This is a genomic window from Microbacterium mangrovi (assembly GCF_000802305.1).
GTDB lineage: Bacteria > Actinomycetota > Actinomycetes > Actinomycetales > Microbacteriaceae > Microbacterium > Microbacterium mangrovi.
Genome location: NZ_JTDK01000009.1, coordinates 17,888 through 30,575, shown reverse-complemented (window position 1 = coordinate 30,575; position 12,688 = coordinate 17,888). Strand labels below are relative to the sequence as shown.

General features: G+C 69.3%; 11 protein-coding genes. 7 read left to right on the top strand and 4 right to left on the bottom strand.

Annotated elements, in window-relative coordinates; all coding sequences use genetic code 11:
• The first annotated feature begins 15 nt into the window (after positions 1-15).
• Positions 16-813: a phosphate ABC transporter ATP-binding protein gene (locus tag LK09_RS10505; protein WP_039399131.1), complete on the top strand. Its 798-nt coding sequence runs from the start codon at positions 16-18 to the stop codon at positions 811-813.
• Between the two features lie 19 nt (positions 814-832).
• A complete protein-coding gene (locus LK09_RS10500) occupies positions 833-1,570 on the top strand; it encodes a lytic transglycosylase domain-containing protein (protein WP_039399060.1) in 738 nt (245 codons plus the stop codon).
• A gap of 144 nt (positions 1,571-1,714) precedes the next feature.
• Here LK09_RS10500 and LK09_RS10495 read toward each other — a convergent pair whose 3' ends face one another.
• From LK09_RS10495 to LK09_RS10480, 4 genes are all read right to left on the bottom strand, one after another.
• A complete protein-coding gene (locus LK09_RS10495) occupies positions 1,715-3,619 on the bottom strand; it encodes an ABC transporter ATP-binding protein/permease (RefSeq protein ID WP_039399059.1) in 1,905 nt (634 codons plus the stop codon).
• 1 nt (position 3,620) lies between these two features.
• Entirely contained in the window at positions 3,621-4,607 is a 987-nt protein-coding gene (locus LK09_RS10490) for a peptidoglycan-binding domain-containing protein (protein WP_156138730.1), read from the bottom strand.
• 230 nt (positions 4,608-4,837) lie between these two features.
• Positions 4,838-5,737: a hypothetical protein gene (locus LK09_RS10485; protein ID WP_156138729.1), complete on the bottom strand. Its 900-nt coding sequence runs from the start codon at positions 5,735-5,737 to the stop codon at positions 4,838-4,840.
• Positions 5,738-5,750: 13 nt separating this feature from the next.
• Complete coding sequence (locus tag LK09_RS10480; RefSeq protein WP_082008192.1) at positions 5,751-6,206, bottom strand: peptidase inhibitor family I36 protein; 456 nt, start codon at positions 6,204-6,206, stop codon at positions 5,751-5,753.
• A gap of 337 nt (positions 6,207-6,543) precedes the next feature.
• Between LK09_RS10480 and LK09_RS10475 the strand changes: the two genes are divergently transcribed.
• The 5 genes from LK09_RS10475 (at position 6,544) to allB (ending at position 12,633) form a co-directional block, all read left to right on the top strand.
• The gene (locus LK09_RS10475) at positions 6,544-7,329 is read left to right on the top strand and encodes a hydroxypyruvate isomerase family protein (protein ID WP_039399130.1); all 786 of its coding nucleotides are present in this window, start codon (positions 6,544-6,546) and stop codon (positions 7,327-7,329) included.
• A gap of 37 nt (positions 7,330-7,366) precedes the next feature.
• Positions 7,367-8,245, top strand: a complete 879-nt coding sequence (locus LK09_RS10470) for a 2-hydroxy-3-oxopropionate reductase (protein ID WP_039399051.1) — start codon at positions 7,367-7,369, stop codon at positions 8,243-8,245.
• A 116-nt stretch (positions 8,246-8,361) separates the two neighbouring features.
• Positions 8,362-10,149: a glyoxylate carboligase gene (gene gcl, locus LK09_RS10465; RefSeq protein ID WP_039399050.1), complete on the top strand. Its 1,788-nt coding sequence runs from the start codon at positions 8,362-8,364 to the stop codon at positions 10,147-10,149.
• Positions 10,150-10,153: 4 nt separating this feature from the next.
• Positions 10,154-11,296, top strand: a complete 1,143-nt coding sequence (locus LK09_RS10460; RefSeq protein ID WP_039399041.1) for a glycerate kinase — start codon at positions 10,154-10,156, stop codon at positions 11,294-11,296.
• Positions 11,293-12,633, top strand: a complete 1,341-nt coding sequence (allB, locus tag LK09_RS10455; protein WP_039399040.1) for an allantoinase AllB — start codon at positions 11,293-11,295, stop codon at positions 12,631-12,633. The genes LK09_RS10460 and allB overlap by 4 nt, the downstream gene beginning before the upstream one ends.
• Positions 12,634-12,688 lie beyond the last annotated feature (55 nt).

Below are 12,688 nucleotides of genomic sequence, written 5' to 3'. Positions count from 1 at the left end.
GGATTCCCGATTCCCATGGAGGCCCGTCCCGCCGCGCCGCTGGCGCAGCTCGAGGCGGTCGGCGTCTCGGCCTGGTTCGGCGACCACAAGGTGCTCGACCGGGTCTCGCTGACCATGCCGGCGGGGGAGATCACCGCGCTCATCGGCCCGTCCGGATGCGGCAAGTCGACGTTCCTGCGCATCCTCAACCGCATGCACGAACTCGTGCCGAGCGCCTCGCTCGCCGGCCGGGTCATGCTCGACGACGAGGACATCTACGACGCGACGGTCCGGGTCACCCGGGCGCGCCGCGACATCGGCATGGTGTTCCAGAAGCCGAATCCCTTCCCGGCGATGTCGATCCGCGACAACGTGCTGGCCGGGCTGAAGCTCACCGGCACCAAGGCGTCGAAGTCCGAGAAGGAGGACCTCGTCGAGCACTGCCTGCAGCTCGGCGGCCTGTGGAACGAGGTGAAGGACCGCCTCGATTCGCCCGGCGGCGGGCTGTCGGGCGGGCAGCAGCAGCGCCTGTGCATCGCCCGGTCGATGGCGATCAAGCCGCGTGTGCTGCTCATGGACGAGCCGTGCTCGGCCCTGGACCCCACCTCGACCCGCGTGATCGAGGAGACGATGCGCACCCTCGCCGAGGAGGTCACCATCGTGATCGTCACCCACAACATGCAGCAGGCGGCCCGCGTCTCGGACTCGTGCGCGTTCTTCCTCGCTTCGCACGGAACCCCCGGCGTCATCGTGGAGCACGGCCCCACGGAGGCGATGTTCGAGCGTCCGCAGGATCCGCGCACCGCCGACTACGTCAACGGCCGCTTCGGGTGAGCGCGGCCGCACCACGGCGATGACGGCGTCGCGACGGCGGGCCCGCACGATCGCCTGCGTCGTCGTGCTGGCCGGTGTTCTCGCCGCGGCCGGCATCCTGATCGGCGTCGGCGACCGGAGCGTCGGTCCGGATGCCGTGCTCGCCGTCCTCGCCGAGCAGGCCGCGCCGGCGGGGGCGACGGTCGCGCCCGCGCCGGCACCGGGCCGTGACCCGGCGGGACCCCCGAGGGCGTCCGCGGCGTGGGTGGATGCCACGGCGGCCGCCACCGGCATCCCCGCCGTCGCGGTCGCCGCGTACGGGGATGCCGCCCTGCGGCTGCAGCAGGAGCAGCCCGCGTGTCATCTCGGCTGGAGCACGCTCGCCGGGATCGGCACCGTCGAGTCGGCCAACGGGACGACGGGCGGCCGGATGCTGCGCGCCGACGGGCGGTCGTCGACCCCCATCAGCGGGCCCGTGCTCGACGGTACGGGCGGCAATCAGGCGATCCCGGACGCCGGCGGCGGATGGACGACGGCGCGCGGCCCGATGCAGTTCATCCCGTCGACGTGGGCGCAGTGGGGAGCCGACGGCGACGGCGACGGCCACCGCGACGTCGACGACATCTTCGACGCCGCCCTGGCCGCCGGCCGCTACCTCTGCGCCGACGGTCACGACCTCGCGTCCGCCCAGGGCTGGGCCGACGCGATCTTCTCCTACAACCACTCAGCCGAGTACGTGCAGCAGGTGTACGCCGCAGCCGTCGCCGCCGGCGGCTGACCCGGTCGAGGCGAGGCGCGCCCCGGCCGAAAACAGCCAGATGACCGAGAACAGGCCGGATCGGCGGGATTCGGCCTGTTCCGGGACATCCTCCTGTTCTGGGTCGCGACCACGGGTCGGATGCCGGCCGTCGCCTCACCCGCGTCAGGCGCGCAGGTTCTCGGCCGGCCGCAGGCGTGCAGCACGGATGGCCGCGAGCGCACCGCCGGACGCTCCGACGACGAGGCCGACGGCGATCGAGACCGGGAGGAGGACGAGGTCGAACACCGGGGCCCAATGCTGACTGATCGTGACGACGAGGATGGCGATCATGCCCGCGAAGAGGCCGCCCACTCCTCCGAGTATCCCGACGTAGGCCGACTCGGCTGTGATCAGTGATGCGATGTGCGCGTCACGTGCGCCGACGGCCTTGCGCATCCCGATCTCGCCGCGGCGGGAATTCAGCGCGAGCAGGGTCGCGTTGACGAGCGCGGCAACGGCGACGATCAGAGCCACCAGGGTGAATGCCGTCATCGTCGCCTGCACACCGCCTTCGATCTGGCCGCGAAGCTTCGTGGCATCCGTCGGCGCGGTCACGACGAGACTCTTCGGCAGAAAGGGGTTCATGGCGATCGGGAGCTGGCGAGCGACCTGGGGCGCGGCACCGGCCGATGTCAGCACGAGCGCGGTGATGTCCGATGCGTGGCGGATGTCGGTCTCCGGCGCTCCGCCGAGCAGCACTTCGCCGCGCAACAGCGGAAGCCGGGACGACTTCGTGATGATTCCGGCCACGACGTACCGCTCACCGTCCACCGTGATCGAAGGAGCGCGGGAGGCGTCGCCGATGTCGAGATCCTCGGCGAGCAGGTCGCCGATGTACGCTTCCCGCGGCGCGAGTGCACCGTTGTGCCAGTTCGCTTCCGCGACGGTCAGGCGCGCAGCCGCAACGATGTTCCCGCTCACGAGGTGCGGCTGCACCTCGCGGCGCGCCGACAACGAAGCGATCGTCTTGGGACCGAGGTCGACGACGGCCGCGGCCGCCTCGACGCCCGCGACAGCTGACGCGCGGGGCACGATCTGGGCCAGAGGCGGCAAATGCGCGAGGTCGCCGGACCATCGTGCGGACACCTCCCGGTTGAGGTGCGCGTCGAAGGTCGCCGACACCTGGCCGCGGGCGGACGCCGACAGGCCCAGCGTCGCGACCATCAATGCGACGGCGATTGCGACGGCGGCGGCCTGCCCGAAGGTCTGGCCCGGACGTGACCGAACCGATGCCCACGCATCACGCAGGATGTCGGCGGTGCGCAGCCGCGTCCGTTTGCCGAAAGCAGACGTCGTCGCGGCCTCCGGACCCGGTTCATCCCGGCCGTCGTCGGGCGCCTCCGGTGATCGAGTCTCGTCGGTGTGGACGCTGCCGTCGATGATCCGGACTGTCCGACTCGCCCGCGCGGCGACCTCCGGAGAATGCGTGACGACGACGATCGTCGCCCCGCCGCGATTGATCCGTTCGAGCTCGTCGAGCACGACCGCCGCGTTGGCCGAGTCGAGGTTACCTGTGGGCTCATCGGCGAGGATCAGCGTGGCGTTCGTCGCGACTGCGCGAGCGATCGCGACGCGCTGGCGTTGTCCGCCCGACAGCGTCGAGACGCTCTGGGTCGTCTTGTCCGGAAGTCCCACCGACTCCAGCGCCTGTTCGGTCGCGACCTGACGTGCGTCACGACCGATGCCTTGATACATCAGTCCCAGCTCGACGCTGTCGGCGGCGGGACGCTTCTCGAGCAGGTGGAACGCCTGGAAGACGAAGCCGATCTTCTCGGCGCGAGTCCGGGCGGCGGTGCCGCCTCGCCCCGCCGTGACGATCTCGCCATCGAGGGCATATTGACCCGACGAAGGGTCATCCAGCAGCCCGAGGATATTGAGCAGGGTGCTCTTGCCCCCGCCCGATGGTCCGACGATCGCGACGAACTCACCCCTGTCGATATCGAGGCTGACTCCGCGCAACGCGTGCAGCGGGGGACCTTCTCCCGACGAGTACGAACGAGAGACGTCGCGCAGGCTGATGAACGGCACGCTAGCCGACCCTCACTTCGTCTCCGGCTTCGAGTGTTCCGCTCTTCGTGGAGGCGACAGCCGCCTGCCCGTCAAGGGTGCCCAGCACCGTGACACGAACCTCGACGAAGCTCCCGTCCTTCCTGCGCACGAGGACGATCTTGTTGACTCCTCCTCGGTCGGTGACGGCGACGACCGGAACCAGAAGCGACTTCTTCGCAACGATCTGCCGCTCGATGGTCACGCGCGCGGACGTGCCGAGCGCCACGTCGCGGAGCGGTGAGGTCGGTGTGACGACGAGGGATGCCTCGGGCGCCGGAACAGAGTCCTTCCCCGGCGACGTTCCGTCTCCGTCGGAAGCGCTGCCTGAGTCAGGTGCGACGCGGAGGAGGGAGGTCACTCGCCCGTCCACCTCTTTCGAGCCGATGACGAGTGTCACGCGATCCCCCTTCGAAACGCTTGCCATCGCCGCGGGGTCTGCTGAGACGGAGACGATCTTCTTCGTCGACCCGAGCACGAGGTCCGGGGTTCCCTTCACCCCGACAGCGCTGCCGATCGCAGTGCCCTTGACCACGGAGATCGGGAGGGAGGGCACACTCAGGATTTCGGACAACGGCACGGAGACAGCGTCAGATCGGGTGGTCTCCTCAGCCGGCCCCGATGCACCCGAGGCAGGGCCGTCGGCAGATGCCGGGGCGGCTTGGGCCGTCGGCGCGTATCCCGCATCGGCGTACCAGGCGCGCACGGCGCGCTCCGTCCGGGCACCGAACACTCCGTCGGCCTCGACCCCGTACCCGCGGCTCGCGAGTGCCTTCTGGAGCGCAATCACGTCCGGGCCCGAGTCTCCGGTTGCCATGTCTCGGTAGAACGCGAACGCGCTCGCCACCGCGAACACGGGGCGGCCGTTCACCTCGGTCATCACATCGCCGTCGTGCAGAGTCGTGCCGACTCTCAGCGGGCGACCCGTCACGACTGCGGTCGTCGCGTCCGCGGGCGCAGTGAACGTCACGGCACGTTGCGAAGAGGCCACGACCTCGCCCGAAAAGGAGGTTCGCGCTTCGAGCGTTCCCGTCGTGACGGCGGCGACGATCGGAGAGGGCGACGGCGCCGCGGCATTCGCCTCGCGCTGGTCGGAGGATTGGAACAAGGATGCCAGCCACCATCCGGCCGCGATCGCTCCGATTGCGACGGCGATTCCGACCGTCCAGCGAAGGCGCCCGGGCGTCGCACCACGCGCGTTCACGGCTGCGGCGCATTCGCGGCCACGACGGCCAGCATCTTCTTGCGGAACGCCACGGCCTCCGTGCGGATGCGGTCGAGTTTGTCGCGATTCTCATTCACCAGCGTGGTCTCGGCATCCCACTCCGCTCGGTACAGGGCGGCCGCCCATCCGCTCGAATCCCGACATTTCGCGTCCGCGACCGCGAGCTCGATCTCCTCGGCCGACGCAACAGAACCACTCGATTTGAACTTCTTGTCGAGCGGCTTCGGTGGCATGTCTTGTGGGATCGCTGGAACCGCGAAGCTGTACTGATCGGCGAGGCATTTCCGCCACCCCTTGAGCGACTCGCGCACCGCGGGCTTCGTGTTCGCGACGTCGATAGCCTGGGACTTGAGGCCCATGACGTAATTGGCTTGATCAGAAACCTGCAGTGACCGCGGGTCTCTCACCTTCCGCAGGCACGACGAGAACTTCTTCTCGAAAGTCGGGCCGGACTCGTACGAGTTCGTGGAGTCGACGAACTCCTCCCACCTCCTTGCGGACTCCGGGTCGGGTTTGGGTGCGTCGTGGTAGCCCCACTTCTGGGCGATCTCCACATCGAAGAGCCTGAGTCCGATGCCGTTGTAGTTCGCTGGGGACCTGAACTCGATGTTCTGCCACGGCACGTCCCACTGGTATCCGAGTTTCGTGAGGCACTTGCCCATGAGGAGTTGCTCAGCGTAGTTGCCCAGCTCGGTCGGATCGACGATGAATTCATCAAGCGGCATTGCCCACTGTTGCTGATTCTTCTCGATCTGTGGAGTTGATGCACTGCTGTTCTCGCTCTCAGGCGTACTGCACGACGACAGCAGGAGGGCCGTCGTGAGACCCAGCACGATCAGGGAGAAGAGTGAAGAGCCGCGTTTTGCATACGCCATCGGATGCCTCCCCTTACCGGCACGCGAAGCTTCCGACGTCGTTGATGCGTGAGGAGAAGTACCCGGACGACGCGCGGTCATTGAAGTGGACGGTGTTCAGATCCTTGTAGCCGGACTTGGGGGGCCGGGAGATACGCGGACCGCCTGCGTTCTTATACTGATAGACGTATGCAGTCTCACTGTTTCCGTTGTTGTAGAACGACGAGCCCTTGTCATTGATGTTCCAGCCGTCGTTGAAGTCGTCGAAACAGTAGGTCCAGGCCGCCCAGCCCTGCAGGAAGTCGTTGTGGTAGTCGTAGGCCGACCAGACGCACGCGCGTCCGGACGCGCAGTCCGACTGCGCGGCCTGTGCGGATGGAGCGGAGCTGATCGCGCCCGCGGCGAGCAGTGTCACTGCTGCGGCGATTGCTCCGATTCGTCGACCGGAGCCTGCGGGTCGGGGGAGTGAGAACGTGCTGACGCGCGTCATTGCGATCCTGCTTTCATCTGAACCCACCTTGGGTGGGCATGATCTGTCGGTTGCAGGACCGGGACTGGTTCGCGTCAGCGTAGCAGAGGCCTTCCGCTCATGGCGGACCTCGCAGCCCGGCCCGGGCCGGCCGAAAACAGGCGGATGGCCGAGAACAGGCCCGATCGGCCGGAATCAGCCTGCCCCCGGTCATCCTCCTGTTCCCGGCCGCGATCCGGGCCGGAGTTGACTCCCAACGGGGTCTTGACGCGCCCGCGCGAGCTGTCGTACTCTTTCATCAGGCAAGAATCCACTTCCGGATCGTGAAAACTCCGGAGGCGAACAGAAAGTGACGACGATGACGTACACGGTCAACTGCTCGATCATCCTCACCGAGCTCCCGCTGCTCGAGCGCCCCGCCGCGGCCAAGGCTGCCGGGTACGACGCCGTCGAGTTCTGGTGGCCCTTCTCGGAGGCCGTGCCCGGAGGCGACGAGGTCGACGCGTTCGTCAATGCCGTGCAGGATGCCGGCGTGCAGCTGACCGGCCTGAACTTCTTCGCCGGCGACATGCCCGGGGGCGACCGGGGCCTGGTGTCCTGGATCGGCCGCGAGGACGAGTTCGCCGACAACATCGAGGTCGTCGTCGGCATCGGCGAGCGGCTCGGCACCAAGGCGTTCAACGCGCTGTACGGCAACCGCATCCCGGGCGCCGACCCGAAGGCGCAGGACGACCTGGCCGTGAAGAACCTCGCCGCGGCCGGTCGTGCGGTCGCCAAGATCGGCGGCGTCGTGCTGCTCGAGCCGGTCTCGGGCATGGACACCTACCCGCTGAAGACCGCCGACGACGCACTGGCGATCATCGAGCGCGTCAAGAACGAGGAGGGCGTCGACAACGTCAAGCTCCTCGCCGACTTCTACCACCTGGCCGTCAACAACGACGACGTCTCGGCGGTCATCGCCGACCACGCCGCCGAGTTCGGTCACATCCAGATCGCCGACGCCCCCGGTCGCGGGGAGCCCGGCACCGGCGAGCTGCCGCTGGCCACCTGGATCGCCGAGGCCAAGGCCGGCGGCTACGCCGGCGTCATCGGCCTCGAGTACAAGCCCACGCAGGCGGACGCCTTCGCCTGGACCCGCGCCTGAACCGCGCCCGCAGACACACGCTGAAGGAACGAGAACAATGACCAACGTCGCATTCATCGGACTCGGGATCATGGGCCTGCCCATGGCCAAGAACCTCATCAAGGGCGGCTTCACCGTCACCGGGTACAACCGCAGCCAGGCCGCGATCGACAAGCTCGTCGAGGCGGGCGGCCAGGGGGCATCCAGCATCGCGGATGCCGTCGAGGACGCCGACGTCGTCATCACGATGGTGCCGGACTCGCCGGACGTCGCCGCCGTCGTGCAGGGCTCCGAGGGCGTCTTCGCGAACGCCAAGGCCGGCGCGCTGTGGATCGACAACTCCTCGATCCGCCCCGACGTCGCCAAGGAACTGGCCGAAGAGGCCGTCGCCGCCGGCTTCGGCGCGGTCGACGCCCCCGTCTCGGGCGGCGAGCAGGGCGCCATCGACGGCGTCCTGTCGATCATGGTCGGCGGCTCCGAGAGCGACTTCGCCGCAGCCCAGCCCGTGCTGGATGCCATCGGCAAGACCATCGTCCACGTCGGTCCCTCCGGCGCCGGCCAGACGGTCAAGGCGGCCAACCAGCTCATCGTCGCCGTCAACATCCAGGCGCTGGCCGAGGCCGTCGTCTTCCTCGAAGCCTTCGGCGTCGACACGGATGCCGCCCTCAAGGTGCTCGGCGGCGGTCTCGCCGGCTCCAAGGTGCTCGACCAGAAGGGGCAGAAGATGCTCGACCGCGACTTCGGCCCCGGCTTCCGCCTCGCCCTCCACAACAAGGATCTGGGCATCGTCACCGCAGCGGCCCGCCAGGCCGGCATCACCGTGCCGCTGGGCTCCGCCGTCGCACAGCTCGTGACCTCGCTCGTCGCCCGCGGCGACGGCGGTCTCGACCACTCCGGCCTGTTCAAGCTCACCAACGAGCTCGCCGGCCGCGACTGACCCATCTACCACCGGTCGTTGAGCGAGCGCAGCGAGACGAAACGCGTGGAGCACAGACGTTTCGTCTCGTCGCTCCGCTCCTCGCTCAACGACCGCGAAGAACTAGGAGAACTCCCATGACCCGCATGCGCGCCGTCGACGCCATCGTGCAGATCCTGATCAAGGAGGGCGCCACCGAGGCGTTCGGCCTGCCCGGGGCTGCCATCAACCCCCTCTACTCCGCGATGCGCGCCAACGGCGGCATCCGGCACACTCTCGCCCGCCACGTCGAGGGCGCCTCGCACATGGCCGACGGCTACAGCCGCACCGGCGACGGCCGCATCGGCGTGTGCCTGGGCACCTCCGGCCCGGCCGGCACCGACATGATCACCGGCCTCTACGCCGCGATCGCCGACTCCATCCCGATGCTGTGCATCACCGGCCAGGCGCCGGTGGCGAAGCTCGACAAGGAGGACTTCCAGGCCGTCGACATCGCCTCCATCGCGAAGCCGGTCACCAAGTTCGCCAAGACCGTCCTCGAGGGTGCGCAGGTGCCCGGCGTCTTCCAGTCGGCGTTCCAGATCATGCGGTCCGGTCGCCCCGGACCGGTGCTGATCGACCTGCCGTTCGACGTGCAGATGACCGAGATCGACTTCGACATCGACACGTACGAGCCGCTGCCGGTCGCCAAGCCCACGGCGACCCGCGCGCAGGCCGAGAAGGTGCTCGACCTGCTCGTCGCCGCCCAGCACCCGGCGATCATCGCCGGCGGCGGCATCGTGAACTCCGGGGCATCCGCGAAGCTCGTCGAGCTCGCCGAGACGCTGGGCGTGCCGGTGTTCCCGACCCTGATGGGCTGGGGCGCGATCGCCGACGACCACCCGCTGGCCGCGGGCCTGGTCGGCATCCAGACCTCGCAGCGCTACGGCAACGCGAGCTTCCTCGAGTCCGACTTCGTGCTGGGCATCGGCAACCGCTGGGCGAACCGGCACACCGGAGGCCTGGACACCTACCGCAAGGGCCGCACGTTCGTGCACGTCGACATCGAGCCCACCCAGATCGGCCGCGTGTTCGCTCCCGACTACGGCGTGGTGTCGGATGCCGGTGCGTTCATCGACGCGCTGCTCGAAGCCGCCCGCGACCGGGTCGCCGAGCTGCCCGACTACAACGGGTGGGCGCAGGAGTGCCGCGACCGCAAGGCGCGCCTGCAGCGCAAGACCAACTTCGACAACGTGCCGATGAAGCCGCACCGCGTCTACCAGGAGATGCTCTCGGCGTTCGACCGCGACACCACCTACGTGACCACGATCGGCCTGTCGCAGATCGCCGGCGCGCAGCTGCTGCACGCCTACGGCCCGCGCAAGTGGATCAACGCCGGCCAGGCCGGCCCGCTGGGCTGGACGGGACCCGCCGCCCTCGGCGTCGTGCGCGGCAAGCCGGGCGAGCAGGTCGTCGCGCTCTCGGGCGACTACGACTTCCAGTTCATGATCGAAGAGCTCGCCGTGGGCGCGCAGCACAAGCTGCCCTACATCCACGTCGTGGTCAACAACAGCTACCTGGGGCTCATCCGCCAGTCGCAGCGCGGGTTCGAGATGGACTACGAGGTGTCCCTGGCGTTCGACAACGTCAACACCCCGCAGGACTCCGGCTCGATCGCCACCGGCTACGGCGTCGACCACGTCAAGGTCGCCGAGGGGCTGGGCTGCAAGGCGCTGCGGGTGGAGCGTCCCGAGGACCTCGCCGCCGGTTTCGCGGAGGCCGCGCGACTGCGCGACGAGTTCCAGGTGCCGGTGGTCGTCGAGGTCATCCTCGAGCGCGTCACCAACATCGCCATGGGCGCCGACCTCGACACGGTGAACGAGTTCGAGGACCTCGCCGCGTCGCCGGCCGATGCGCCCGAGGCGATCTACGCCCTGCTTGACTGAGACCATGCGCATCCTCATCGCTTCGGACAAGTTCAAGGGATCCTTGACCGGGTCCGAGGTCGCGTCGGCGCTCGCCGAGGGGATCCGGAATGCCGATGCCGGTATCCACGTCGACGCGATTCCGGTGGCCGACGGCGGGGAGGGCACGGTTGCTGCCGCCCTCGCCGTCGGATTCACCACCGTGAACGCGACCGTGACGGGCCCCACCTCGGGGTCCGTCACGGCGCAGTTCGCGGTCAAGGACGACCAGGCGATCATCGAGATGGCCGCCGCCTCGGGCCTGGACGTGCTGCCGGGCGGCCTGCTGGCGCCTCTCACGGCGACCAGCCGCGGCACCGGTGACCTCATCCGCGCGGCCCTTGACCATGGCTGCACCACGATCATCCTCGGGGTGGGTGGCAGCGCCTGCACCGATGGCGGCGCCGGCATGCTGCAGGCGCTGGGCGCGAAGCTCACCGACATCACGGGGCGCGACGTTGCCCCGGGTGGCGCGGCCCTGGCCGACTTGGCGTCGGTCGACCTGTCCGACCTCGACGGACGCCTCGCCCATGCGACGGTGATCCTCGCCGGCGACGTCGACAACCCTCTGCTGGGGGAGCGCGGCGCCGCAGCCGTGTTCGCGCCGCAGAAGGGCGCCGACCCGCAGGACGTCCGGCTGCTGGATGCCGCGCTCGGCCACTACGCCGCGTTCCTCGTGCGCGAGCCCGGCGTGCGCGACGTGGTCGACGCCCCGGGCGCGGGTGCCGCGGGCGGTGTCGGCTACGCGGCCCTCGCCGTGCTCGGCGCCGAACGGCGGCCGGGCCTCGAGGTGGTGCAGGAACTGACCGGACTCGCCGAGCGGGTGGCATCCGCCGACCTCGTCGTCACCGGTGAGGGAAGCCTCGACGAGCAGAGCCTCGGCGGCAAGGCGCCGATCGGGGTCGCGCAGGTCGCGAAGGATGCCGGAGTGCCGGTGATCGCGATCTGCGGGCGCACCCTGCTCACCCCCGCACAGCTGAGTGCGGCCGGCTTCGCCCGGACCTACGCTCTCACCGACCTCGCACCGGACGTGCCCACCGCGATCGCGCAGGCCGCCCGGTTCGTCACCGAGATCGGCGCCCGCATCGCCGCGGACGCCGCCGACATCGCCCAGGGAGGGCTCTCATGACAGACACGTACGACCTCGTCCTGCGGGGTGCCCGCGTGCTCACCGCCGACGGCTTCGGTCCGCGCGAGGTGGGCGTGACCGACGGCGTCATCGCCGCGATCGAACCGCTCGGCACCGGCCTCTCGGGCACCGAGGTGATCGAGGTCCAGGACGACGAGGTGCTGCTTCCCGGCCTCGTCGACAGCCACGTGCATGTCAACGAGCCCGGCCGCACCGAGTGGGAGGGCTTCGCCTCGGCGACCCGCGCCGCCGCCGCCGGGGGCGTCACCACCGTCATCGACATGCCGCTGAACAGCATCCCGCCCACGGTGAACGTCGAGGCGCTTCACACCAAGCAGGACGTCGCCCGCGACCAGGTGCATGTCGACGTCGGATTCTGGGGCGGCGCGATCCCTGGCAACACGGCCGACCTGCATCCGCTGCACGACGAGGGCGTGTTCGGGTTCAAGTGCTTCCTGCTGCCGTCCGGCGTGGACGAGTTCCCGCCGCTGCCGCTCGACGAGGTCGAAGCCGACATGGCCGAGCTCAAGACCTTCGACTCCCTGCTGATCGTGCACGCCGAAGACGCCCACGTCATCGAGGACGCTCCGCAGACCCCGGGCGCCCACTACGACGACTTCCTGGCATCCCGCCCGCGGGATGCCGAGAACACCGGCATCAAGGACGTCATCGACCGCGCCCGCACCACCGGCGCCCGGGCGCACATCCTGCACCTGTCGTCGTCGGACTCGCTGGAGCAGATCCGGGCGGCCAAGGCCGAGGGCGTGCGCCTCACGGTCGAGACCTGCCCGCACTACCTGACGCTCACCGCCGAGGAGATCCCGGACGGCGCGACCGCGTTCAAGTGCTGCCCGCCGATCCGCGAGGAATCCAACCGCGACCTGCTGTGGCAGGGTCTCGAGGAGGGCGTCATCGACTGCATCGTCTCGGACCACTCGCCGGCGACGGTCGACCTCAAGGAGCCTGCGGGCGGCGACTTCGCCACCGCGTGGGGCGGGATCTCGTCGCTGCAGCTCGGGCTGCCGCTGGTGTGGACGCAGGCGCAGACGCGCGGCATCCCGCTCGAGACCGTCGTCGGCTGGATGACCACCGGCCCGGTGCGGGTCGCGGGTCTTTCGCGCAAGGGCGCGATCGCGGTCGGCAACGACGCGGACTTCGCGGTCTTCGCCCCCGAGGCGACCTTCGTGGTCGACAAGGCCAAGCTGCACCACAAGAACCCCGTGTCGGCGTACGCCGGCAAGGAGCTGTCGGGGGTCGTGCGTCGCACCGTGCTGCGCGGCGGGACCGTCGACGGGCAGACGCCCACCGGTCGCCTCATCAAGCGCGGCGAGGCGTGACCGCAGAATCGATGAATGCAGAAGAGCCCCGGGGATGCCCCGGGGCTCTTCCGCT